This is a genomic window from Bradyrhizobium sp. CB82 (assembly GCF_029714405.1).
GTDB lineage: Bacteria > Pseudomonadota > Alphaproteobacteria > Rhizobiales > Xanthobacteraceae > Bradyrhizobium.
This window is the reverse complement of record NZ_CP121650.1, coordinates 7,452,319-7,477,436: the sequence shown is the minus strand read 5'-3', so window position 1 is coordinate 7,477,436 and position 25,118 is coordinate 7,452,319. Positions and strand designations below refer to the sequence as shown.

Below are 25,118 nucleotides of genomic sequence, written 5' to 3'. Positions count from 1 at the left end.
CCATGATCGCCGCTGCGCGCGAAGCAGGCGTGTTTCTTATGACCGCCTACCGGCTTCACAACGAGCCCGGAACTGTCGCGGTCCTTGAACACATCCGCAACGACGCGATCGGCCGGCCGCTCTCCTTTCAATCGGTGTTCAGTTTCCAGGCGGCGGCAGGGAACCACAGACTGAAAGCCGCGAGTTGGGGCGGACCGCTCCAGGACGTCGGTGTTTATTGCGTCAATGCGGCGCGTCACGTCTTTGCTGAAGAGCCGATCGAAGCCATGGCGATGGCGCACCGACCGAACGATGACCCACGTTTTGGCGAGGTGGAAGCGTCCGTCGCAGCTTTGCTGCGTTTCCCTTCGGGCGGTTTGGCGCAATTCGTCGCCAGCTTCGGGGCGGCCGCCGTTGACAATTATCGGGTCGTCGGGACCGCGGGCGACCTCGAACTCGATCCCGGCTTCAGGTTCGAGACTGCAACAAAACTGCGTCTGCGCCGCGATGGTGAGGTCCGCGAAACGCAGTTTCCGCAAATCGACCATTTTGGCGCGCAGGTGGAATATTTCTCAGATTGCATCAAGGCTGGAACGCCGCCCGAGGCTAATGGCGAGGAGGGGTTGGCCGACTTGCGCGCACTGATCGCAATTGAAACGGCCGCCCTGACAGGACAACCGCAAGCCATTACATCGCACGCCCGTGCCCGCCATCCGACCTCCGACATGGTGCGAGTTACTCCCGTAACCGATCGGCGACTGGTTTTTTGAGGCGCTGCTCGCCTGCGCACATCACTGGGCGATGAACATAGAAAAGGCGTGGACGACCGCGCCATAATCTGGGCTGGAGTTACCGTTCGACAGCCGTTGTGCGTCCCTTCGTGAAATTGGCCAGAGGAATTGGAATCTTAATGGGGATCCAAGCGTAAGCCTGCTCCAGTTTGCCCTACTGACCGGTAACCGTTGGAATCCGCGGATCGACGTTATTTTTCTGCAGTCTCGCTGCCAGCGCTACCATCAAAGCATGGACAAGGCACATAGGAGCGGCGAGTGAGCGCGAAAACGTGTATTCATGCTCTGGAACAGCGAATAGAACGCGGGCGCTCTTGGCCAGCGGAGAGAGTGTGCTATCCGATAGCGCAATGATAGGAACATCATTGCGCGCGGCGTCTTCCACAACGTTGACGACTTCGTTTGCGTAGAAGCGGAACGATACCGCCAAGAGCACGTCCTTCTTGCGGATCGTACGCGCAATGTGTGTCGCAAGTCCGCCGCCTGCGTCGAGCAACACGCAACGTTTGCCCAGCATGGTCAATACATAGCGGAGGAATTCAACGAGGGGCGCTGAACGCAGTTGCCCGATCAGAAATACCGAGTCGGCTCTCTCAAGGAGGCTCACCGCGTTCGAGAGAGATTTTGGGGAGATGTCCCTGAGAATGTCTTGAAGGGAGGCAATGTCACGGACGACCACGTCGCGCAGGAAACCAACTTCACTGCGATCCACACGGGCACCAAGTTCAACCTCCACGGCTTTAATGTGCGCTTCGAACCCCGGGGCGGCAGTTGACAGGCGCCTCTGAAATAACGCTTGAAGCTCCTTGAAACCTTCATAGCCCAGTGACTGGGCGAAACGCACTGAGCTCGAGGCATGGATGCCGCAGCGATCGGCGATGGCGCTTACCGAAAGGACCGCGACATCATTCGGGTTCTGGGTTAGATAAACAGCTATCTTTCGATAGGACTTGCTCATGTCGTCGTAGCGGTTGTGGATGACATGGATCAATTCCTCATAATCTCCCGGCGCCTTCACGTTCTGCATTTAAGGTACTCTCATCATCGGCTTCATAGTGTTTGTATGTTGACCATTTAACTGTCGTTAAGAAGCCTGTCCACGCTAAGGTCCGTAGTGCCTTGGATCCCGAAATCAGGCGGTTTCTAGCATCTAGCCTTGAACAAGGAGCGTCCCGTCAGGATGGCTTTGGCCAGCAGTTCGTCATTCTAGTGCGCTATCGAGATCAGAACTTCCGTGTTGTGGGGCACGACGGCTAACCTCCCGTCTGCTTATGAGCAGCATCGAATAGTCAAAGCTCACGACGTCGGAACGCGTCTCGAACGCCATTGCACGCCTGCTCGACATTGGTCGCCGCTCCGCTGACGATCAGTTGACGCGGTTCGACATAACGGCTTGTGCGCTAGAAGCGCCGCGACCGCCGCGAGCAGCAGCTTGTTGGCGTCAGACTTCAGCAGGAAGGCGCGCGCGCCTGCCTGGAACGCCTCCTGCGCGAGCAAGCTGGAATTGTGCACCGTGAAGATCAACACCTCGGTCTGCAGCGGGTGCCTGCGTGGGCCCTCACGACTGTTGTGGCGTTCCTGTTACGCCTGCTCTCGACGAAATCGCGCGGGAACACCGCCAGCAATGTGGTGCCGGAATGTCGCGCCGCCGCGTTGGATTGGACATGAAGCGGGCCTCCGATCTGCTGCAATCTGGCCCGCATGGCCGGAATCCCAACGCCCATCGCAGACTTCGTACCGGATCTCGCACGGTCAGCCGGAAAGCCCCGCCCATTGTCGCTGACGGTCAGTTGAAAATGGCCACCGGTCGGGGCGACGACGATTCTCACCTCCGTCGCCTTCGCGTGACGAAAGACGTTCGTGAGGGCCTCCTGGATGACCCGAAGCACCGAGTGCTGCTTTTCACGCGACAAGCGATCGATATCCGACGAAATCCTGGTTGTGACGTGCAGCGATGTCCGCGCAGCAAATCCCCGCGAATAACGTTCGATTGTCGCCTTCAGCCCGTCGACGGTCAGATTCTGGGGGTGCAACAGATACGCAAACGCTCGGATCTCCCGCAGCGCCTCGTCGATCGAGGCATCGATCTCGTCGTCACACAGCCGCGCAGCACTGGCCTGACCGTTCAGGCAACTGCGCAGGCGCATCAGGCCAAGGCTCGCGGCGATCAAATGCTGGCAGGTCGAATCGTGAAGATCGGACGCGATCCGCTGCTGGATGCACTCCTGGAGGGACACCAGGTTGGCGTTCGGATGGACGTCGGCCAGCCCTTCTTCCGGACCAACCGGCAGCCATTCCCTGACGCTGGTCCGATTCGCTTCGCAGGCGCGGGAGCCATGTAGCTTCACGGTACGCACTCGCACTTATCCAATGTTGGATTCAACGTTGCCCGGTAGGGGGCGGGCCTAGCTGCCCAACCGACGCCGGCCACTCATACGCGCGGCGTACGCTGGCGAGGTCTACAAATCTAAACCGCATCTTCGGGTCACGCGTACCTATCAAGCAAAACTACAATAATGACCTTACCTCAGCTTCAAACCAGAATCGCCTACCAACCTTGAGAGTCCCGGCGGCGGCGACTTATGTGGTCCAGCAATAACCCGCGTTATCCATAGATAGCCTCGTTGTTCTATTCGTTCGTGTACGGTTTAGGACGCAATATCCGAAAACTGACGAGAGGTTGAGGGCTCCTGCAATCGCCAACTCGATGACGCAGGGCTTTTGTTCTGGCACGGAGCCAACATCAACGCTCTTGTCGACCTCCTTCGATCCGGAGAGTCGGCAGTTGCCAAGAGCCGTAATGAAAGTTGATGCCAGCCCCGGCTGGAAAGTTGAGTGATGCTAAAGGAGGAAAGAGGACCGCACTGTTGAAGAGCTCCGGGCTGGCGAACAGTGGAAAGTCGACAATCGTGAGGGCTTTTGCGGTTTCGATCGAGTAGATCACATCCTGCGTGACCCGCTCCTTAGCGCCTTTCATCCAGACCTGAAGAAAGCCAATCTGATCGTTTGCGGAGGCCGTGGAGGTGACTTTCCCGAAGAATTCGACCGCCTGCGCGCATTCCGTCTGAAGTCGCTCCTGCCAATGCCAGTAGATGTCGAAAAGCTTTTTCGAGAGCTCTGTCTGCGTTCCGATGGTTTGCTTGGTAAAGTCCTGAAATGAGCGCCTTGCATCGGCGACGTCATCGTTTATTCCAGCTTCTTTCATCGTAATCTCCTTGTCATGTTGTGAGTGCTCGCGACGGCGCTGGTGCGCCGAATTCGTCCGGTGTGGGAAAGGCAAGATGAAAATGCAGCTCGTCGAGACGCACCAAAAATTCGTCGCGCCGCGCGCTTTCATGATCCCTATGCAGCAATATGGCGGGAGGAGTGTCCCCGCTTTGCTCAGATCGGTGCCGCGGCGCCAAGCGCCCGCTCCGGAATTGACAGAGGGCAGCATCAGCATGGCCTTGATTGATCGATCGAGTTGACCTCATCTGAACTCCTGGGGGAGATTGCAAGAGCGCGTCGTCGCCCCATCTCCGCGGCTCTAAATGCGTCCCAGCAATCGCCGTGCCACTAACCGGGTGTTCATCCCCTGAACAAGAACGATGTGCTTTGCGCTACGCCGCTGGAATGCGTCGTCCTTCGAGTCGACGTTCGGCCATCCTCAGGGCTGATCGTCTGATCATCATCACGAGGGCGGCAATGATCCGCTACGGCAGAACGACACGGTCATCCAGCGGTCAGATGTCTGTCTCTGAAACCGCCAACCTCCGATATCGAATCCGCCGGCACGAATGAGCTTTCGACAGGGCGTACGCGGACCAGAGCAGGGGGCACGGTTCGCCCGGCCGGCTGATCAGCCGCTCGCCCGGCCGGCCTCTCTCCTAGGGCCGCCGCCCCCCTCGAACTCACGAACGAATTCGCTATAGCGCGCAGGGTCAACTGTCTTCAGGAGGTTGAGCGCGCGTTTAGCTTCTTGATCGGCGTCTTGGCGATGACGGTCTTTGATCTTGTTCACAGCATCGATCATGTTTCTTAGCCGCTGCATTGGTGTTGGCTGATCGGAATTATCCCCGAAGCTCTCGAGTGAAAGTGTCTGCCCGAGCGACTTCGCGAGCGTCCTGAGCTTTTCGTCGAGTTCTTCAACGGCGTCGGATAAGGTGTCGAACCGTTCGGTTACACTCATCCTTTTGGCCACATCCTCATCGAGTCGCGCGCCAACATTCGTTTCAATGTCCTGGATCACTGGCCCGCTAAGTGGGGCAAAGAATGGAAAAGAGTACCATGAGAACCAATTCGGGTTTGACATTGATATCCCCTCGACCATCGAGATGGTGGCCTTCTTCCTCATGTTCCAGCAATTGGCGTGCCACTGGATCAGGTTATCGAGGTCGAATGATCGAGCCAGCTCTGGCGAGTGCCGCGGAAGCATGCTCATCGGCGGAACAGCGCGTTTCTTGGTGCTGTCGGCGGGCGAGGCGGACAAGGCGCCCCCCACTTCCATTCAGTATCGCTTCTGCCCGCAGCGACATTTGGTGAAGGCGGAATGAGGCTGAGACGGAGGTTCATCGATCCGCCTGGCTCGGACGACTAAATCGTTAGCCGGCCCGACATTAATTCTGTCTATCCATCGAATGCTCATGGACCGCCCTGCGATACAGTCACCTACCAATTTTGGCAATTGATAGAGAAGACGGACACATGGCTATCGTGGCCGATCAACCGTCAAGGAAACCGACACGGAGCGGAGCCAAAAAGACTGTCCGCAGCAAGTCAGATCTAAGTCCCAGCTAAGTTCGGTCGACAATTTATAGGCTGAACGTTTGGCAATTGGCCCGGCTCTTGCTCCACTGCTTAACCGATACCATGCAGCTCTTCCCGCGGGGTTGAACGATGCAGAGTGTGTCAAACACATGATGATCGAAAGCGCATCCTGCCCGTCGCGCCACAAACGAGATTCGAATCCGCTGCAGCTTGAAACGCAATTTTCAGCTTAACACTTGCGGCACATCATCCTGAGGGAGAACATGACGGGCGCCAGTGAGATCAAATCGAAACGTTCGTCCAGCCGAAAGTTCGCAGGTCGTCAGCTGTTCTTTCTTGAGGTGAGTACCAACCGCATACAAGCCATGAAGCCAGATGGCTCCGATCGAAAAGTTGTCGTCACCAATTGTCAACTTCCTGACGGAATCGCCATCGATGTCCGCGCCGGCCACATCTATTGGACCAACATGGGTTCCGGTGTCGCCGTTAACGATGGCTCGATTGAGCGCGTCGATATCGATGGAACGGCTCGCAGAGTCATCGTCCCGTGCGGTGTCACTTTCACACCGAAGCAGATTCAGCTCGATCAAAAAGGCGGCAAGCTCTACTGGTCTGACCGCGAGGGAATGCGGGTCATGCGGTGCAATCTCGACGGCTCCGAGATCGAGACGCTCATCGAGGCAGGCCGCGGTGAGTTGGACCGACGCGACCCGACCAAATGGTGCATCGGCATCACCATGGACACCGATCGCCGCCAAATCTACTGGACGCAAAAAGGTCCGGACAATGCCGGCAAGGGCCGGATCTTCCGAGCGGACATGGACATCCCGAACGGCGAGAGTCCGGCAAACCGCTCCGACATAGAAGTGCTGTTCGACGACTTGCCGGAGCCGATTCACCTTGAGTTCGATTTGGCGAACCGCGTCCTCTATTGGACAGACCGCGGTGATCCGCCGCGTGGCAACACAGTCAATCGCGCGTGCGTCGATCTAAAGACGGAGCCGGAAATTCTGATCACGCATCTCATGGAGGGAATCGGCATCGCACTCGACGTTCCCGGCAACCAGATGTTCATTACCGACCTCGCCGGTTCGATCTATTCCGCAAATCTTGATGGAAAGAACAAACACAATCTCCTCTGGTCCCAGGGCAACTTCACCGGCATTGCGTATGTCGAAATCTAACCCGTCGAAGGACATGACTGGAGTCACGCAACGCCGTCGTCGGCGCCCACCTGTCGGAGCGAGTTGGACAGCTGTTTGCGGCCACGAGAGCACGGATCGTCGCGAACGACCTAGCAACGTACACAAAAGGTGCGCTGAAGCGCACATTTCCGCTCGAAAGGTTCGCGAACTCATTCGCATGAGCGAGCTGCTGTTCCCCAACGCGAGCACTCGGCGTCGTGACGATTCTCAATAAGCAGATCTGTTCCGAATGCCAGGTGTTGGAGGCTGGAGCCTGTCGAAGACGTCACTTCCGGCCCTTGCGACTTGTGTCAAGTCGTTCCTCAGCGCGTACGTAAGAACCCGTTATGAATACCTAAGCCGGCGATGACAGGAGACGCAGTATGAGTTTTAACAGAAAAGTCATTGTCACGATTGCTCCGACGGGAGGCGTGGTGAAAAAATCGCAGAACCCGCACCTGCCGACCCAGCCAAACGAGATCGCCGAGGATGTGTACCGATGCTACGATGCGGGGGCGTCTATCGTGGCGCTGCATGCGCGCAGGCCGGACGACGGCGCAACCTGTAATCCGGAAATTTACCAGGACATCAATTCCCGGATTCTGGCAAAATGCGGCATCATCATCAACAACAGCACGGGCGGGGGCATTGATGGAGACATGGTCCGATCCCTAGAGCCCGGTTTCGATGAGGTTATATTTGAAGAGCGACTAAAAGGTCTTGAGGCGGGCGCTGACATGGCGACATTTGACGCTCACAGCGTTCTGGCCAGCTTTGGCGGTCGCGATGTTGTCGTTAACACGTCGCCGAGCCGCTGCGACATCATGGCAAAGCGATTCCAAAAAACGGGCATCAAACCCGAATGGGAATGCTTTTCACTTTCCCACCTTCTCCAAGATCCGATACGTCTCATCAATAAGGGGTTCGATAAGCCTCCCTATTGGATCAATTTCGTTCTTGGTGCCGATCGCGCAATTCAGGGCGCATTGCCGTACAGTCCGCAGATCCTCGATTTGCTGATCGGCAATCTTCCCAAAGGAGCCATGTTTTGCGTTAGCGGGGTCGGTCGAGCGCAGCTGCCCGCAACAACTCACGCGGTGCTCGCGGGCGGCCACGTGCGTGTAGGTCTGGAGGACAATCTCTACCTCGAACCGGGCATGCTTGCCACCAACGTGCGCCTGGTAGACAAGACCGTAAAGATTATCCGAGAACTTGGGTACGAGCCCGCCACCACAGTGGAAGCGCGAGCGATGCTCGGGCTTGCGCCACACAAACAGCCCGGATAGCCCATTTGCCGCTCTCAATCGGAAGCGACGTACGATGGCTCGCTAGTTCGATGACGGGCTCTAGAGAAGTCCTGAGCGTGGGACCAATAGTAGAAAGTGTTATCGATGGTTGAAAATGAGCGATCGGGCACTTGGGGCCGTGATTCCCATGTTTCAGCCTAACATCCCGGCATAGCGTCAGAAAAAAGTGGACGTGTGGTCAGCGATTAGTTGTAGGAGCAGAACGAATTGGTTGACGCCGTTGCTGCCCAGCGTCATACGGACGAAAAGGTAAGGTGTGGCTTGGTCGCGAGCGCTGTCGTCAAGAACACGCGGCGGCTCGTGCCGCTGTTGGGCGTCGCCTATCTTTTCAACAACCTCGATCGGACTAGTGTCGGCATCGCTGCGCTGCAGATGAACGAAGCCATCGGCTTAAGTGCCACGCAATTCGGATGGGGCGCTGGGATCCTCTTCTTTAGCTACTGCCTCCTCGAAGTACCTAGCAACATGATGATGTATCGCGTGGGAGCGCGACGCTGGCTCGCCCGCATCATGATAACCTGGGGCCTTGCAGCCGCGGCGACAGCGTTCGCCGTTGGACCATACAGCTTCTACGCAATCCGTCTTCTTCTGGGAGTTTTCGAATCGGGCTTTTTTCCTGGCGTCATCTGGTACATCTCCATTTGGTTTCCGGCGCAATCGCGGACCGGCGTCCTCGCCTGGTTCATGACGGCAACGCCGCTGTCCTCGTTGATCGGAAATCCGCTTTCGGCTTCGCTATTAAGAATGGATGGAGTGTGGGGACTAGCCGGCTGGCAATGGATGTTCCTGATCGAAGGCCTTCCGGCCTGCTTGCTCGGAGGCTTATGCCTCGTTCTGATAGCCGACACGCCGGGCAAGGCCTCGTGGTTGACGCCCGCGGAACGGGACGCGCTACTGGACGAGCTCGCTAAGGAAAAGCACGACAAGGTCAAAAAGGATCTCTGGGCCGCGATCAGGGATGTCCGCGTGCTGATGCTGACAAGCATCAGCTTCGCTTTCACGATCGCCTCCTACGGGATAGGCATCTGGCTCCCTCTGATCCTAAAGAGCCACAACTTGAACAACATGCAGATTGGTTGGCTCTCGGCCGCGCCTTATTTCTTTGTGACAATAGGCTCGTTGTTCTGGGCGCGCCTTGTCGATTGCAAGGGGCAAAAGATCTACAATCTGGTCGCCGCACTGATGCTTGGCGCCACCGGACTTGCGTTTTCGGTAGTGTTCACCTCGCTCATACCGGCGCTCATATGCATGACGCTTGCGCTGATTGGCACAATTTCGGCGCGGACCGTCCTTTACACGATCCCACAGAGGTTCCTCACTGGGCCCGCTGCCGCTGGAGGCATCGCGTTCATCAATTCGATTGGTGCCTTTGGGGCCTTCATCGGCCCGTACATGGTCGGCTTCCTCAAGGACTGGACGGGATCTTTTGACATTGGCATGATCGGAATGGCAATCATCCTAGTTATTGCAACGGGCGTCGCCTGCAGCCTTAGACTCGTCGTGACATATAACGATGACGCTCCTGTTTAAGCGGAACGCCTAAGTAGATCTCGGGGTAAGGTGATTCGCAACGCGGTGCCGCCGGTAAAGGATCTGCTGAATGGGACCGCACGGGAAACCTAACCTTCTACATCAGTAGGTCATAGCAAGAGGTGGCGTGCCGGCCACGAGCCGAGATCGAGACGTGAGGGCACAAGTTCAGTCTATTTGGTCGCCCCTTTTTTGCCATGGCCGTCAAGGCGCAACTCGATCCTGGCGATTTGCGCAAAACAGACTGATTTTGAAGCTGGGGCCAACGATATGGTCAGCTGGACCCACCTGCAACGAGTAATACCGAGCCTGAACAGCTCAGGGCGTTCGGGCTCGGCAAGACTCGATCTTCGATACCAAATCCGCTTTTGGACTAAAGTGAGCGTCTGGGTAGATTAAGGCGGGGACGAAAGCGCAGCGCGATAACGTTCCTTCCTTTGCGATGTGGCTATTCATGTCACTTGCGAGACTTGGTATTCGAGAGCTTCTCGCCTGCACCGCTCTTGGCCGCCTCGCCGCTAGCGGACGGTAGTTTCGATTTGTCGCCGCTTGCGAAGGTGAAAGTGTCCGCGCCGGCGCTAATGCCGTTCCACGCCACCGGTTCCGCCAGTGAAAGGAGCCAAAGTCCCTGAAATCCAGATGCAGCGTTCAGCTGTCCGGTCCACACGGTTGTCGATCCGCAGCCCACAAAATTCACCGAAAAGCTGATCGCCGCGCCACTATTGGTCTGCGCGAGCCAGCCCGTCATTGTCTGAGGGGCACCTGCATCGCAGCTATTGCTCGCATTGTTCGTGTAGGTGCCGGAAATAGCGCCCGTGTTCGGATTATAATTGTCGACCACCAGCGTTGAGCCGTATTGGTTGGTCCAGGTCCAGATCGGTTGCGCCGCTGCAGGCGCCGCCAGGATGAGTAGGCCGAGGCAGGCTGCGGCGATCCGGTTCGTCAATTTCCATTTCGCTTGAGACATTTCCGACTCCATATCGCTCCATTAGCGGAGCGACCTACTTATAAAACCCGGCATTGACAATTTAAACGAGTATGATGGCGTGATAGCGCTAGCACGTTGAAATGTGATCGACATCCAAATTTCAGCTCTTTTGCCACCGTGGTCCCGTCATATGGACACGAGCAGCCGACTCGTGACCGGGCCGGACATGCTTGAGCGATCGACAGCTCTGCGCCATCATGCGGCGGCGTTGCGCCCCTCATCAGTCTTCATCTCGACCATTTCAGTAACAATTCCCGGCAGCGCATGGTTTTGGCGTTGCACCTCCTCGAACGATCCTCCAGCGATCCCAATCCAGCTCCTCAAGTGCTCAGACCTGAACGGGCAGGTTGTGGTGTGAGAGGAGAGATAGAGAATTTTCGAGTCCATGTTATCCGCGTGCTGCTGCCCCAATGAGCCATTGGGCCGCAATCGCGGGCCCCGTGTACAAAGCCAGCCTCTCCGACGAACACGGCTTTGACCGCCAGATCACCCTGGCATCAGGAAGACTTGCGCAGTTCGCGGGCTGCCGCGACCATGTTGACGAGCGCCGGACGAACTTCGGTCCATTTGCGAGTCTTTAGGCCGCAATCCGGATTGATCCAGAGCTGTGAGTCCGACAGTCGTTGGCGAGCCAGCGCGATGAGAGCCGCTATCTCAGAGGCTTCGGGAACGCGCGGAGAGTGGATGTCATAGACGCCAGGGCCGATGTCGTTCGGGTATTTGAAGGCAGTGAACGCATCGAGCAGCTCCATCCTAGAGCGGGACGTTTCGATCGAGATGACATCTGCGTCCATCGTGGCAATTGCATCGATGATGGCATTGAACTCCGAATAGCACATGTGGGTATGGATCTGCGTTGCATCGGCAACACCGGAGGAGCAGAGGCGGAAGCTTTCAACTGCCCAGTCGAGATAAGATCTCCAATCGGATCGGCGGAGCGGCAAACCTTCGCGTAGCGCGGCCTCATCGATTTGGATCATGGTTGCCCCGGCCTTTTCCAGATCGGCGACCTCGTCACGGATCGCGAGCGCGATCTGACGGCAGGTCTCGCTACGCGGAATATCGTCACGGACAAACGACCAGGTGAGAATTGTCACCGGGCCCGTAAGCATTGCCTTCATCGGCTTTCTGGTCAGCGACTGCGCGTAGCGCCACCACTCGATGGTCATCGGCTTCGGGCGGGAGACATCGCCGAATAGTATCGGCGGACGAACGTAACGGGAGCCGTAGGATTGCACCCAGCCATGCTTAGTGAACGCGAATCCGGAGAGCTGCTCGGCGAAATACTGGACCATATCATTGCGCTCGAACTCGCCGTGGACAAGCACGTCGAGCCCGATGTCTTCCTGCCAAAGGACCGCGCTGGCCGTTTCCTTCTTCAGGAATTGTTCATATTTCGCCTTTGTCAACGTTCCCTTGGCATGCTCGGCGCGGGCGTTGCGTATCTCGCTCGTCTGCGGGAACGACCCGATCGTGGTTGTGGGGAATAACGGCAGGCCGAAACGCTTGCGCTGAACCTCGGCACGTGTCGCAAAAGCACTGTTTCGGCGGCGCATAGCCTCGTCAATCGCCGCCGTTCGCCGGGCGACGGCCGTGTCATGGATTTTCGGCGATGCCTGGCGTGCCCTCGCTGCAAGGTCTGATTCGGAAAGCGCGTCAATGACATTTCCGTCGCCCGCAAGTGCCTTCGCCAAGGTCGTGAGCTCCTCGATCTTCTGGACCGAGAAGGCAAGCCATCTCTTCACGTCCCGATCGAGATCGGTTTCGAGCTTGAGGTCGATTGGGACATGCAAAAGCGAGCAGGAAGGCGCGAGCTGCACGCGCTCCTTGCCGAACTTTGCAATGACGGGCTTGTACCGCTCAACCAGTGCCGACAGGTTGGAACGCCATACGTTGCGGCCGTCGATGACGCCGAGCGAAATCACAAGGTCCGCGCGCGCGCCGTATTCAATCTGGCTCAATTGCTCGGGAGCGCGAACAAGATCGACGTGCAGTCCGGCAACAGGCAGCTTCAGAGCGGTCGCCAAATTGTCGCCGATTGCTCCGAAATAGGTTGCAAGCATGACCTTGATGCCGGGCACCTCCTCGGCGAGACGCCCATAGGCGCGCTGGAGCGCATCCCGCGTGGTTTCGTCGAGATCAAGCACCAGATAGGGCTCATCAAGCTGGACCCACTCGGCTCCACGTTTCGTCAGTTCCTTAAGAACCTCGACATAGACGGGCATGAGGCTATCGAGCAGCGAAATCGGATCAAACGCCGGATCGGCGCTCTTGCCGAGTTTCAAGAAGGTGACTGGCCCCACCAAGACAGGACGCGTCTGATAGCCGAGGGCTTTCGCCTCCTCATATTCCTCGATCGGCTTGCGGGAAGAGAGCTTGAAGGTCTGTCCTTTATGGAATTCTGGCACCATGTAGTGGTAATTGGTATCGAACCACTTAGTCATCTCCTGCGCAGAGGCGCCAAGGCCTTGACGGGCGTGAGCCCAGCTCGCGTCTTCCTTGTCTTGCGAGCCCCGCGCCATGGTGAAATAGGTCTTCAGCGAGACGGGACCGCTCTCCCAGCCATACGCCTCAGGTATGGCGCCGACCGTGACGCTCGTGTCGAGAATCTGGTCATAGAGTGAAAAGTCATTAGACGGGATGATAGTGACGCCCAGCGAATTCTGACGTGCCCAATTGGCGACACGAAGACCGGCCGCAGCTTTCAGGAGCTGCTGGTCGCTGATTTTGCCAGCCCAGTAGCCTTCGAGCGCCAGCTTGAGCTCACGGCGTGGCCCGATACGCGGCATGCCGAGGGTCGCGACAGGAAGTGAGAGAAGAGACATAGCTTTATCCCCATTGTGTGGGGGCAAAGGCCATGGCGGAAACGCAGGCAGGAAGGCCGCCAAAGCGAGGCCTCCTGCTAGGCGTACCACCGGACACCCCGCCCGTGGACGATTATGTTGTCGGGGCAGGTCTCCTGGCTCGCGGGTCATCGCCTGCATCCGGCCTTCCCGAAGCGTTTGCTTCAGTGACGCGTGTGGATACGGGCTCGCCGCTTACAGTTGCGGGGGCAGCGCCGGTATTACTTTAATCCTGAACGGATCGAAAGCGCACCGTCTTCCCTCTTAGCTCCAGATCAAACGAGATCTGGAGAACCTCGACGCCTCCGATTATCTGCAACGGAAGCGGTACGTCAACCCTGAGATGCCAATGGACGCATCGAGCGCCCCGGAGCAATCGTAGTGTCAGGCTCGGGGCGCTTGCATCTGATCGACGAGTTTGGCCGTAATACCGTCGCTTGCGATCGCGCTGTTGTTGGTCACGCGACGCTCGGCTAATGATCATCGAGTAGCCCAGGCCTGGGAAACGCCGCCGCTGTGAAGCCACGCCACACAAAACGCACAGCTCGACAAAGGGTTAAAAACCTCGACAAGCGTTTCCTTATCCCCGATCTTTTCTAGGCGTTGCGCATGGAGAGGAATGGAGTGCTCTTGGGTACTTCCGCTTCGGTGTCACCGCCGCGACTCTTTAGCGCGGCAATTTGGATTGCTTAGACCGCCCCTCTAAGTCGATCACAGAGGCCGCTCTCATTGCCTTATCCAATAAGCACAGATTTCATATTCATTCGGTAGTGGACGAGACATCGATCCCTCAGCGAACTGCGAAGCTCTCGCCCCGGTCAACTACCAATACTGGCAATTGATCGAACTGACGTACTGGTCAATCTTAAATCAAGACCTTCGCGAACGCCGAACTAACCTCCGAGGTCGCGTGAAGAGCTCAAGCAAGGACTCGTCGCTGCACCACGGACTACGTCGGATCCCGCCATGCAGCCCTATTTGGCGTTCGTCAGCTCTGTCGAGTTGAATAATGTGGTCCCGCGGCGCAAAATTGGAGACGCTGGAGTAATGACTGCAACGGTCTTGTCGAACAATGTCCGTCCTCGCGCGGATATCATCAAACGCGCAGCGCGCATCGGCGCAGAAATCCGAAACATTAAGCTGTCGGGCGATTTGCCGGAGCAGACGATCGCCTCGATCAATGAGCTGCTGTTGGAGCACAAGGTTATCTTCTTTCGCGAACAGGGGCACCTTGATGATACGGAGCAGGAGCGCTTTGCCGTTCGTTTCGGAAAACTGGCACGTCATCCGACGCTCGGTGCGATTAACGGAACAGCGTCGATCATCGAGCTTGATTCAGCCCGCGCCGGTAGCCGGGCCGACCTCTGGCACACTGATGGTACCTTCATCGATGCCTACCCCAAGATTGCGGTGCTGCGAGGCATTGTGATGCCACCATTCGGTGGCGATACGGTTTGGTCAAATACCGTCACGGCCTACCTCGACCTGGCTCCGCCGCTCCAACGGCTTGCAGACAAGCTGTGGGCCCTTCACAGTAACGCCTTCGACTACGCAATACTGGCCCGCGCCAGCGAGCTCGACAAAAGGCACTTGGACGAAGTCTTCACTAAAACAATCTATCAGACTGAGCATCCCGTTGTGCGCGTACACCCGGAGACCGGCGAACGCACGCTCGTGCTCGGCGCGCTGGTGCAGAACTTCGTTGGTGTCCCGAAATACGACGGCCAGAAGCTGTTTGATTTGTTTCAGTCTCATATCACTGCGCCCGAAAACACCGTACGTTGGAACTGGAAGGAAGGCGACGTAGCGATCTGGGACAATCGCGCCACACAACATTACGCGGTGAACGACTACGGCGACCGACACCGCCTTGTTCATCGCGCAACCATCGCCGGCGAAATACCGGTCAGCATCGATGGTCGGAGCAGCGTAACACGCGTGACGGCCCCTAAGCAGCCGGCCGCTGAGGTCGCCTAGACGGTCACAAGATTGGCCGCGATCCGGCCGATGGAAACTCTGCCGTTATGCGCTCGATCGCTCCGTGCAGTATTCGGAAGCTTGGTTCGCCATCGCACCTACCATGAACCTGATGCTGCGAGCGCGCAAATCGAAAAGCAGCAACTATTCTTTAGAGGGCATATCGGGTTCAGCAGCTACGCGGTAGCGGTACTAGTAGTCGACCAGCCGCCCGTTTCGCCGATGGATGTCGGTCTTGAACCGCGCCAGAAGGGGCGCACGCTTTTCGAAAAATGCTCTCTCCATGGGGGCAACCATTGCCGTGGTCTCACGATCCGCCTACTCATCCGCAGTGGCCTCGGCAGATGCCGAGCAGTCGCCAGTTCTTCTGAGCCACCATCAGCACATCTTCTTGTCCATCCTACGTGAGCTGCCGTAGTCGTGTCCTCGCCTAGGAGAGGCTTGAGACGGGCGCTAACCTCCTCGGGCACACAATCTCCATTTTCTGGCGAGGATGGCAGAACGCTTGGCCCGTCGCTCTACTTGTAGACGAGCCCCGTGAGGAAAGAGCACAGATTGGTCGCGCGCCCCATCTGACATTAAGTTCGCGAATCGAGAAGCAGCACCCTGCGGCTGATGTCGCCTACCAACCTTAGCAATTGATGCAGTGGCGACCACGTGGCAATCGAGCGGCAGCGAAAAGTCACGCCTCACACGCTAAGGAAGTCGGGATGCAATATAGATCTGCCTACGCCAGCAGGCGTGATGGATCTGCTGTCTCGTCATCTACTGCTGTGAGGCCCACTCCTACAGCGGTCGTTCCCGTCTCATGGAAGCCGCTAGCTAGCTTTCTCGCGCTATCATCGAGGACCAAGCCCTCAAAGGTCTCAGCGCTTCGTGGCCGTCCATCGCTTTCTATCACGGCTAGGGCGCTGCGGACGAAATTTCATGGAGCAAACGCGCGGAGATGGATTACTATCGCACTGTCCATCACTGCGAGTCCCGTCGGGGATACGGCGCTGGCACAAGCTGCCACTGTGCTTAGCCCACAAAGCGGTACTCCTAACGAGGTCACCCAAGGAGAAGTTCAAAAGAAGAACCGTTCGGCTAAGCCCTACCGAAGGTACGGGTGCCAACAAGCAGCGCGTCTCGTCGATAGGGCAGCGCTTGCACAAACGGTCAATGCGTTTGCAGCAAAGCGCGACGGTGCGCCTGTAGTTGCAAAGAATAAAACTCCACAGAAAGCCGGTCCTTTCGCAAAGTTCGAGGACCTACGCGAAAAAGGTATGTGGCTCAATATTCCTGGTCCGGCCGATACAATAGATCAGGATTACGGCGGCGTTAGATCTGCGCTGGGGGAAGTCGGAATCGGCTATGTTGGCGGGACTGTAAACACCTTCGTGGACAATCAGCTACCGAATGCAGCGAAGAGCACCATTCGTGATCAGCTATATGCTGGTCAGAACCCGACATTCAATACCCTGAATTTCATGATCGTGACCTATGATCTCAGCCGATTTGGGATTCCCGATGGTCAGATCATCGTAGGAGCCCAGCAGCAGTACTGGACATGGAAGCCCGGGGGGCCAGATAGAGTTGGGATCAATACGATTGCCTACTATCAAACGTTTTTTGACGGGAAACTCGAGCTCAAAATGGGCTATCTCAGGAACATAAATGAGTTCGTAGGCACGGTGGTCGGAGGAAACGCAGCAGTAAACGTTTTTGGAGCGTCATCCCACATTTTGTACCAAGCAGGCATGAGCAACAATGCCGCGCCGACGCCAGCCTTCAATCTAAAGTACAATTTTGATGACCGGTTCTACAACCGGATTTCAGTACAGCGTTCACTCAGTCCAGACGGTCAATTTGCGCACATTCGCGAAAATCCGACCGGGTTAAACTGGAGCACGACGAACGCGGGCGTTCTCTTGCTCGACGAAGCCGGCTACAAGAACAAAGCTGCTCCAGGTTTACCTGAGACTTGGTTGCGGGTAGGTGCCGGTTTCACCAATAGCAGCTTCACTGACCTGCAGTATCCGAACCAACCGAGATCCGACGGGAATAGCATCTATTACGTGGCAGCGGACAGGCAACTCTGGCAGTCGGATGTCCAAGGCTCACCAGCTCGTGGCATCTATGCAGGATTTTCTGTGATGTACGCGCCGCCCGACTTAAACAGGGTGAGTGAGTATTACGAGCTCCGTCTCTACGCGAAGGGGTTGTTTGACAGCCGTCCAAGTGATCAGATTGCGATTGTTGCCACCAACACTGCGTGGAGCAACGTTGCAGTAGAAGCTGCCGTGGCCAAGGGCCATCTTGTGCATCGCGACAGTACGGCGCTTTCCGCAACCTACACGGCACATCTGTCACCCGGGGTATATTCAAGCTTAGGACTGACATACGTCAATAACCCGACAAGCATCACTTACACACCGCGAACGGGACATGCGTTGAACGTGTTAGTGTCTACGTCGATATTCTTCTAAGCCTTCAAAGATAGGGGGAAATTCACAAGCACGCCAATGCGGATCTTGCAATACTGTCGGGGATGTCCCGATCGGTGTTGAACTACGCCGGGCCTACGTTGCCGGAATGAATGTTACGCGGCCCTCGTGACGTGGGCAACGGGCTTGATCGTCATGCGATCGTGGTGAGCTTGAAGGGCCGCACGCAGAACCGACAATTGCTTATACGCCTTCAATCGTCGGAAGCCCTTGTTGGCCTCGATCATGCCGGCCGCGACCCAGCGCAGGGCCATACCAGCATCCCGCCAGCGTTTGACGTTGCGCGTGACGCGGCGAATGGTGCCCATCATGTTCTCGGCGATGTTGGTACAGGCGAGCGATCGACGAAGCTCCTTCGGCAGCTTCAGCCGGACGACAATCAGGATTTCATCGAGGCCTTCAAGGATGCTGGCCGCTACGCCGGGCCATTGCTGGTCGAGTCGGCGCGCGAGATTGCGGATCAATTTTTCAGCCTTGTCGGCGTCATCGAGCTCCCAGGCCTGGCGCAGCACCCGACGGGTGGCCGCATGATGCTCTTTCGGCAGGCGTTCCATGATGTTGCGCGCCTTGTGGATCTGGCAGCGCTGGATCGCAGCGGCCGAACCGAAGGTGCGGCGGATCGCCTTCGACAACGCCTTCGCGCCGTCGACGATGAACAGTCTTGGCATCGTCGGGTCGAGCCCGCGCGAGACCAGGTTGTCCAGCAGGGCCTGAACCGTTGCGGCGTTCTCGGTCGCCCCTTCCACCAGAGCCAGCGGATGCTTGTTGCCTTCGCCGTCAACCCCGATCGCGGCGACCAGCACGAGATCGTCGCCGAGATGCAGCCCATCGATTTGGACCACCAGAAGGTCGAGCGCGGACAGATCGGCAGCCATGAAGTCGGCCAGCCGCGCCGCCGACAGCGCTACGAACCTCCGCGAGGCCGCCGACTTCGAAACCCCTGATCCGGGCGGTGCCGGCACGTCACCCTCGGGCAGCCGGACAGCGCGGCCGAACCGGCGCGTCGACACATTGATCAGCATCAGGTTCATCGCCCAGCGACCGAGCCAGTCCTCCTGCGCTGCCGTTTCCCAGCTCGGGATCGTGACCTCGCGGCCGTCCACGCCCCGGACCCGCGGGCGCTCGACCTCGATCTTGCCGCCGTGGAAGCCGATCCGGCCCCGCGTTCGGCCCCAACGGTGCGCCTGCCGCCCCGCATCGCGACCGTGGCGCGGCCCGCAGGCCGCCGTGACATCCGCCTCCATCATCGTGCCGAGCGCCTCGATCCCTGCCGCAAGGCAGAACCGATCGAAGCTCGCCCGCACTTCTGCAAACGCTTCGTCCACAGCCCCGGTCGCCGGCGAACCAGCCGGTGTGATATCTCTCGTCATGGCGTTGCTCTCCTTTGTGGAATCAGCACCCCGAGCCTACCGGCTCAAGGTGGGCAACGCCGACCTCTTCAGAAGTTCAACAGAACCCGGGACATCCCCATACTGTCGGTATCCGCCATGCTAGGCGAACACCGCGGCCAGATAGCGTGAACGCCCACCACATTTATGGCCATTGGGTTGGTCAGCTAACGTGGCTTCTTGGATCCATGCAATTCAGCGCCTCTCGCAAATTGGGTCAGAGGGCAGGGGCCATTTGCTCCGAACTGTTCTATCTCGGCTGGTCCCTCTGCCGTCTATAGGGAAGCCGAATTAGCGATGTATCGGCAAAGCTCGCGGCATCTCGCACCTCGATAGCGACCCGCTTAGGCAAGGCGGATGTCAGAATGGTGCTCACCAGGACAGCTCTACGATCTGACCTTGTCAGTTCGCGGTCGCACTTTGCAGGAGATACTCTCTCGCTAGACGTTGTCTGCTCTGGCGAAGCCCAGTCGGGATATCGATGGGTCACCCTAGAAACGCGAGAATACAATGTCATGGGCGAAATGCGAACCGAAGAAGACGTTCTTGGTGAGAGACAACTACCAGCGGACGCGCTCTACGGCATCAATACTCTCCGGGCTTTGGAGAATTTTCCACTCACGCGCCGCACGATCGTCGACGCTGCCTGAGTTTGTCCCTGCACTGGCGATGATAAAAGAAGCGGCGGCGCGAGCGAATCAAGAGATCGGCGCGCTGTCAGCGCAGAAAGCGGATGCCATCATTGAGGCGTCTCAAGAGATCCGCGCCGGAACGACGCTTCCATAGCAATGGCCTGCCAACAAGGACTGTTGGAGATCAACTGTTACGACATGCTAGTCTGCGATCGTCTGATCGAATCGATCACTCTCCTGCAGCGTTCGGCGACTGTCTTGATCGAACGGTATGTGCGCTCGCTTACAGTAAATGAGGAGCGTTCGCGGCAGAATCTGCTTGCGTCGTGTGCTCTAGCAACAGCGTTGGTACCCAAGTTCGGGTACGCAAGTGTTGCCGCGATCGTGCGGGAAGCGCTCGATGAACATCGATCGTTTCTCGCGTGCCATAGAACGTGGATTGCTGGGGCAGAAAGACGTGGATTCACTTATGCGCCGCGCTGCCGCCCAATCGACGCCCACGGCGAAGTGATGCAGATCTGCCAAAGGGAAAATTGCGAATTCTGGGATCGTATCGAGGAGGTTCCTTTCGCTTGCTCAGCGGCATGCATTAAATCCGAGAAGGACCTCCGGTTGCGAGCAAGGCGCGTCATTGGGGTATTGCCGGCCTATGCCAGATGCGCTATTCGCTCTCAAGTCGCCAACAAACGATCCCCCAAGGCCACCTCTCAAAAGACGGCTTGTTTCCAGGCTGACGGTCCGGCATCGAGACGGCTAGAGTGGTTTTCGTTGCGTTAGGGATGCAGGACATAATTCGCGACTCATTCTCAGAGTTTCTTACCCAACCTCGTCTTGAAAAGCCGCTTGCGGCGCAAGAACGGCGGCTAAACCTTCGCACTACTGCGGCCTCTAAGAGGAGGGGAACGCGTGGTTTGCGGGCCAAAGAGCCTATAAAAACGCTTTTGGACAAGTTCGTATCGGCGTAGTGATGTCGATGTGAACGACTAGTCTAAGTTCTGATCGCGAGTCCGACGCGATAGACGGTGGCCATAGCGTCTCAACCTCTGTCGCTAGACGGCCGCAACCGCATCGTACCTCTCGTGCTGAGGGCTACCGTTGTGCTTCATACGCTACTATCTTGCGATCGCTCTGCCAAAGCTCAATCGCGTAATCATTTGCAACTTGCCGTACCCGCTCCTTTGCTGCGCCCTCATCAGAACAGATAAATTCGACAAAACCCACAGCATGCCCATCTGGCCCGACTAGGTAGGCCGTGTACCGCTCCATCGAAGCTGCCTCTAGCCGACCGCTCGTGACCAAAGCGGCCCCGGTCTGTGCATTGACCGGTAACGCGCAACCCGGATTGCGGCGCAAACCTGCACTGCGTAAAGTGTCAAGATTGCTTGTCATCGATTCACTCCGTGATTGGAGTGCGGCTCCCCGACCAGATCGTGTACGTGAAGTCCGCGCCTTCCCGGTGATCGAACACCCTGGCGTGCTTGCTGGTGACCTTTACGGAAAAGAAAGATGAAGTGTCATGATCAAAGCCGCTGTACGCTCCCAGGGGGCTCGGCCTCAGCCGCCAACGCGATCTCACGCCGTGGTGAAACATATGCGGCAGTGAGCCGCCGACTTTGCACTGATTGTCGTAGTCGTATCCGCTCGCCCAATTTGCGTTTACCCACACCCTGATCCTGTTGTACCCACGGGTCTCGTGTTCGTACAAGCTGAGGACCTCGCGGCGGAGCGCGTGAGCAAAGGCGACCGCAGCCGCCGCCGCCCGCATATGCTGTTTCATGTCACCTCACCGCAGATCGGTCGGGGCGGACACAACACGCCGTGACACGTCCGGTCCGCCCCTGCATCACCGAGCCGGGAGGCGAGACGGTGATGGTGTGCTGGGCGAAGCAAGCTGCGTGCCGAAGGCGAAATTGCGAGGTCTGCGAGCGCCTCGCGATCGTGTGCGTAGCGTCAGACTAGGGAGATCGGCTCAAACCCGACAAACTCGCAAAGCTGCTGTCGGATTGTTCGCAAAGGCTGTGGTGCGGATCCTCGGCTTTGCTGGATTTGGCTTCACGGCGCACCGGCACGTCCGCCAACTGCCAGAGGTGCGGCTTTGCCGACACCTGGCGTTTCCTCGCTTCCTCCTTCGCCGATCCAATGCGAAGGATCAGTTCGCACCAAGCTCCAGGAGCAATGAGCCGGAGCCGCGATGCTCGCCAGCAGTCGACGGGAGCTTCGCTTGCCCCATCTCTTCGGGCGATTGCCCCAGGCCGTCCAAGCGAAAAGCGCGACGTTAGCGGCATACTTTTTCAGTTCTGCCTTGTCGGCCAGCACATCGGCCGCGCACTTTTTAAACGCACAGCTAGTGCAAATATACATCGGCCGCCTCGGTGACAGCTTCAAGGTTCTGGAGACCGTTTTTCCGAGCCTGGTCATACGGTCAACTACTAACATTGGCAATTGATGAAGATGACGCGCACGTGGCAATCGTACTCAATCAAGCCAGAAGAAAATCAGGATGCAATATAGATGTGGCCGCCCGATGAACCTGAAAGATGTGCTCACTCGTTGCCTAAAGCCGTCACTCGCGATCTCGGAAGCCGATGTACGCGCTGAGCCGCTATCAGCCTGGCGTCGGAAGGCGAAAAACTTCGCCAAAGTCGGTGCAGCATGTTTTCTCTGGCTTTGGCCGTCATCTCACTGCTCTACGCGACGGTCGGGCAGGCGGGCGGGACCGCGTTTCTCGGGCTGATGGCGTTCGCCGCTCTTCCGCCAACAGAGATGCGCCCGACAGCGCTTGCTCTCAACGTGGTTGTCGCGACTTATTCAACTTGGGTCTTTAATCGCAACAGAGCCGTTGACTGGACAATGCTGCGTCCGCTTTTATTTTCATCAACGCCAATGGCACTTGGCGGCGGTCTTATCGTTCTCGGGGATTACATTTACAAGCCAATGACTGGCATCCTCCTTCTCCTGGCAGGCGCCGTGATGACCTTACGGCGCGATCGGGTCAGCGATCAGGATCGCCAAATCCCGCTCTGGGGTACCGTAAGTGTTGGAGCGATCGTCGGCCTGATTTCTGGCCTGACCGGTGTTGGCGGCGGAGTGTTCTTGGCTCCGACGCTCATTGCATTGAATTGGGCGTCTCCTAAGCAGACCACTGCGCTGTCGAGCCCATTCATCCTGGCGAACTCCACTGTCGGGTTAGCCGGAGTTCTTCTCGCCGGCCAAGTTCCGTCTTTGCATCTCGGGTCATATGCCATCGCCGCGCTGGGGGGCTCCATCACAGGAACGGCGATCGGCCTCAAATGGCTGGGTCAAACAGCCACCAGGTTCATCCTCGCGGCAGTTCTGTTCGCCGCCGGGATCCAAATGGTTCTCGTTTGAAGGCTGAGGTCGCTGGAGTTTCATGAAGCTTGGCGCGAGCTCGAGGAGATGTGACGTCAATTCGGCAGCTGGCGTGTCGTAGTAGACGCTAACCATCTGTTCGGCAGTTGAGGCAGGAACGCATGTTGAACAGGCCGATGGGGATCAAGCCAAGCTCGATTTATTTAGGCTGGATTGAACGCTAGCCAAGCCTGATCGGATCGAATTGGAAACACTATATCATGGCTCAAATCGCATTCGAGAATCTGGCACCGCCCCCAGGATTGCAAGCCGCCATTGAACGGCACATTTCCGAACTGGAACAACTGTACGGTCGAGCGACGGTGGGACGAATCACCGTGCGAGGCTCGGGTGATCGTCGCGAGCCGGATAGTCAGTACCACGTAAGCATTCGGCTCGCGCTTCCCAATGGGAGCGAGGTGGATATCGGATGGAGGTCTGAGGGGGGTGAGCAGTACACCGATCTAAGCTCGGCCGTGGACGATGCGTTCAACCGAGTACGGAGCCACCTGAGGGAGCACGAGAATCTGATTGGCAGCGGTCGGATAGCGTCCCGGGAAGCAGAGACGGTTGGCACCGTGGTGCGGATTGATCCAGGGCGCCAGTTCGGTTTCCTCAAGAGCGCCACTAATCAGGAGATTTACTTCAGCAGCATCAGTATTCTGGGAGCTGGCGCGGAGATCGCTGTCGGAGCGCGCGTTAGCTATATCGAGGAACTCGGCGAAGACGGTCTGCAAGCGATCGCAGTCAAAGTTTTGGGCAAGTGAGCTAAGCTTGCCGTCGCACCCGACAATAAACCGCGATGTGAGGAGTAATGGCCGGGCCAGATGTACGCGGCGAAGCAGCTAAGTCATTGAGAAAGGTTCTCGCGTCGTCTTATGAGAGAGCTTCCGTCCTTCCATCCGCGTGTCGGCACCTTCGACGGCAGCAGCCGGCAGGCGCGATAGATGATCGCATGTTCTCGGGGAGGGTGGCTCCGGTTCCGACGACACTATATCGGCCACGCGGAGGGGATATTTCGCGTTGGCGAACCGAGTCTGAGCATCTCGCCCAGCTTATCATGATCCGGGCGATGCCAACGCGCCGAGTTTCTATTTGTACATCACTTAATGCGCTATGGATCAAGCAACCACCCAGCCGCGAGGTTGATGCGGGCGAGTTCACCCTTCTCCTGGTTCCTCCGCTCTGGCGGAAGATGTAGAAAATCTTGCTCGTGGGGCCCGGTCCGGGCGGCGTTTATTCCGTCCGGCATGTTTTCACCTCTGAAGTGGGCGGTATTGATCAGCGTGCCCGATGCCGCTCTCAAAGGGCGCCCGACGGCGGTGTGCATTTGTTGCGAGAATCTCGACACCAGTTCTGTGCATGCCGGCCGAGTCGAGGGTACCAGTCGCCGGATTCGCGCGCTCCTGACTAGTGCAGATTGTGCCTCCTGATATTCTTCCGCGGACATCCGGCGTGGGGGAGGTAATCCGCGCTGGTTTTGTGCGATGGCATTTCGCTTGCGCGACGGCATTCGTCTCGAGCATGCGAATTCAAACGCCATCTGAAAAAGTCAAGGCAGTCGAGTGAAAGAATAGCTGCGCCATACGTGCGGATCTTAAAGCCGCTTGCGGATTAGACGACGAATGAAGTCACTGATCTGTCACGGCGAGTTCGTACACATGCACGATAGAGTTAGTGATATATTGAAAAGCAGCCAAGAAAGAGCGCAAAATGAGCTCTCTTTCGCGGAACCGCAACGTTTTTCTAGCGGGAGATTCTATTCGATGTGGCCGTTTCAGAACAGGATGGTTGAGCAAGGACTGCGGCGATAAGCGCGATCAATTCCAAGAACAGGAGCGGGCAAGAAACGGAAAGACTGTTGAAATCTTCAAAGCAGTGAGTTCATCGCTTTTCTC

Annotated in this window: 20 protein-coding genes, 1 pseudogene and 1 riboswitch; of the genes and pseudogenes, 10 read left to right on the top strand and 11 right to left on the bottom strand. The window is 57.5% G+C overall.

Features of this window, described 5'->3' with window-relative positions; genetic code table 11:
- Positions 1-2 precede the first annotated feature (2 nt).
- Positions 3-749 carry a Gfo/Idh/MocA family oxidoreductase gene (locus QA640_RS36105; RefSeq protein ID WP_283042987.1) on the top strand — a complete coding sequence of 249 codons (747 nt, stop codon included), beginning with the start codon at positions 3-5 and terminating at the stop codon, positions 747-749.
- A 175-nt stretch (positions 750-924) separates the two neighbouring features.
- On the opposite strand, the gene QA640_RS36100 is transcribed toward QA640_RS36105, so the two are convergent.
- The 4 genes and pseudogenes from QA640_RS36100 to QA640_RS36085 all read right to left on the bottom strand — a co-directional run bounded on the left by QA640_RS36100 (position 925) and on the right by QA640_RS36085 (position 3,975).
- Positions 925-1,797, bottom strand: a complete 873-nt coding sequence (locus QA640_RS36100) for a MurR/RpiR family transcriptional regulator (protein ID WP_283037543.1) — start codon at positions 1,795-1,797, stop codon at positions 925-927.
- 362 nt (positions 1,798-2,159) lie between these two features.
- Positions 2,160-2,315 (bottom strand): annotated as a pseudogene (locus QA640_RS36095) (DNA-binding response regulator); the annotation flags it as partial.
- Positions 2,291-3,007: a sensor histidine kinase gene (locus QA640_RS36090; RefSeq protein ID WP_283042986.1), complete on the bottom strand. Its 717-nt coding sequence runs from the start codon at positions 3,005-3,007 to the stop codon at positions 2,291-2,293. The pseudogene QA640_RS36095 and the gene QA640_RS36090, both read right to left, overlap by 25 nt.
- 506 nt (positions 3,008-3,513) lie before the next feature.
- Positions 3,514-3,975 carry a hypothetical protein gene (locus QA640_RS36085; RefSeq protein ID WP_283037542.1) on the bottom strand — a complete coding sequence of 154 codons (462 nt, stop codon included), beginning with the start codon at positions 3,973-3,975 and terminating at the stop codon, positions 3,514-3,516.
- A gap of 76 nt (positions 3,976-4,051) precedes the next feature.
- Between QA640_RS36085 and QA640_RS36080 the strand changes: the two genes are divergently transcribed.
- Positions 4,052-4,237, top strand: a complete 186-nt coding sequence (locus QA640_RS36080; RefSeq protein WP_283037541.1) for a hypothetical protein — start codon at positions 4,052-4,054, stop codon at positions 4,235-4,237.
- Between the two features lie 371 nt (positions 4,238-4,608).
- On the opposite strand, the gene QA640_RS36075 is transcribed toward QA640_RS36080, so the two are convergent.
- Positions 4,609-5,256, bottom strand: coding sequence for a hypothetical protein (locus tag QA640_RS36075; RefSeq protein WP_283037540.1), 648 nt, complete (start codon positions 5,254-5,256; stop codon positions 4,609-4,611).
- A 523-nt stretch (positions 5,257-5,779) separates the two neighbouring features.
- Between QA640_RS36075 and QA640_RS36070 the strand changes: the two genes are divergently transcribed.
- From QA640_RS36070 to QA640_RS36060, 3 genes are all read left to right on the top strand, one after another.
- The gene (locus tag QA640_RS36070; protein WP_283037539.1) at positions 5,780-6,700 is read left to right on the top strand and encodes a 3-hydroxyacyl-CoA dehydrogenase; all 921 of its coding nucleotides are present in this window, start codon (positions 5,780-5,782) and stop codon (positions 6,698-6,700) included.
- A 383-nt stretch (positions 6,701-7,083) separates the two neighbouring features.
- Positions 7,084-7,986, top strand: coding sequence for a 3-keto-5-aminohexanoate cleavage protein (locus tag QA640_RS36065; protein ID WP_283037538.1), 903 nt, complete (start codon positions 7,084-7,086; stop codon positions 7,984-7,986).
- A 321-nt stretch (positions 7,987-8,307) separates the two neighbouring features.
- The gene (locus tag QA640_RS36060) at positions 8,308-9,537 is read left to right on the top strand and encodes an MFS transporter (protein ID WP_283037537.1); all 1,230 of its coding nucleotides are present in this window, start codon (positions 8,308-8,310) and stop codon (positions 9,535-9,537) included.
- Between the two features lie 457 nt (positions 9,538-9,994).
- On the opposite strand, the gene QA640_RS36055 is transcribed toward QA640_RS36060, so the two are convergent.
- The 3 genes from QA640_RS36055 to metE all read right to left on the bottom strand — a co-directional run bounded on the left by QA640_RS36055 (position 9,995) and on the right by metE (position 13,350).
- Positions 9,995-10,504, bottom strand: a complete 510-nt coding sequence (locus QA640_RS36055; protein WP_283037536.1) for an avidin/streptavidin family protein — start codon at positions 10,502-10,504, stop codon at positions 9,995-9,997.
- A gap of 216 nt (positions 10,505-10,720) precedes the next feature.
- A complete protein-coding gene (locus QA640_RS36050; RefSeq protein WP_283037535.1) occupies positions 10,721-10,912 on the bottom strand; it encodes a hypothetical protein in 192 nt (63 codons plus the stop codon).
- 110 nt (positions 10,913-11,022) lie between these two features.
- Complete coding sequence (metE, locus tag QA640_RS36045) at positions 11,023-13,350, bottom strand: 5-methyltetrahydropteroyltriglutamate--homocysteine S-methyltransferase (protein WP_283037534.1); 2,328 nt, start codon at positions 13,348-13,350, stop codon at positions 11,023-11,025.
- Between the two features lie 106 nt (positions 13,351-13,456).
- Positions 13,457-13,682, bottom strand: a riboswitch (cobalamin riboswitch).
- Between the two features lie 733 nt (positions 13,683-14,415).
- Between metE and QA640_RS36040 the strand changes: the two genes are divergently transcribed.
- Both QA640_RS36040 and QA640_RS36035 read left to right on the top strand, forming a co-directional pair.
- The gene (locus QA640_RS36040; protein WP_283042985.1) at positions 14,416-15,345 is read left to right on the top strand and encodes a TauD/TfdA family dioxygenase; all 930 of its coding nucleotides are present in this window, start codon (positions 14,416-14,418) and stop codon (positions 15,343-15,345) included.
- A gap of 1,016 nt (positions 15,346-16,361) precedes the next feature.
- A complete protein-coding gene (locus tag QA640_RS36035) occupies positions 16,362-17,813 on the top strand; it encodes a carbohydrate porin (protein WP_283037533.1) in 1,452 nt (483 codons plus the stop codon).
- A 113-nt stretch (positions 17,814-17,926) separates the two neighbouring features.
- On the opposite strand, the gene QA640_RS36030 is transcribed toward QA640_RS36035, so the two are convergent.
- Positions 17,927-19,201: an IS256 family transposase gene (locus QA640_RS36030; protein ID WP_283037532.1), complete on the bottom strand. Its 1,275-nt coding sequence runs from the start codon at positions 19,199-19,201 to the stop codon at positions 17,927-17,929.
- Positions 19,202-19,729: 528 nt separating this feature from the next.
- Between QA640_RS36030 and QA640_RS36025 the strand changes: the two genes are divergently transcribed.
- A complete protein-coding gene (locus QA640_RS36025) occupies positions 19,730-20,005 on the top strand; it encodes a hypothetical protein (RefSeq protein WP_283037531.1) in 276 nt (91 codons plus the stop codon).
- Positions 20,006-20,940: 935 nt separating this feature from the next.
- Here the strand turns inward: QA640_RS36025 and QA640_RS36020 are convergent.
- Positions 20,941-21,240, bottom strand: a complete 300-nt coding sequence (locus tag QA640_RS36020; RefSeq protein WP_283037530.1) for a hypothetical protein — start codon at positions 21,238-21,240, stop codon at positions 20,941-20,943.
- Positions 21,241-21,244: 4 nt separating this feature from the next.
- Entirely contained in the window at positions 21,245-21,628 is a 384-nt protein-coding gene (locus tag QA640_RS36015) for a hypothetical protein (RefSeq protein ID WP_283037529.1), read from the bottom strand.
- An 875-nt stretch (positions 21,629-22,503) separates the two neighbouring features.
- On the opposite strand from QA640_RS36015, the gene QA640_RS36010 reads away from it, so the two are divergent.
- Together QA640_RS36010 and QA640_RS36005 are read left to right on the top strand one after the other, a co-directional pair.
- Positions 22,504-23,220, top strand: coding sequence for a sulfite exporter TauE/SafE family protein (locus QA640_RS36010; RefSeq protein ID WP_283037528.1), 717 nt, complete (start codon positions 22,504-22,506; stop codon positions 23,218-23,220).
- A gap of 221 nt (positions 23,221-23,441) precedes the next feature.
- Positions 23,442-23,987 (top strand): HPF/RaiA family ribosome-associated protein, encoded by a 546-nt coding sequence (locus QA640_RS36005; RefSeq protein ID WP_283037527.1) that lies wholly within the window; start codon positions 23,442-23,444, stop codon positions 23,985-23,987.
- Positions 23,988-25,118 lie beyond the last annotated feature (1,131 nt).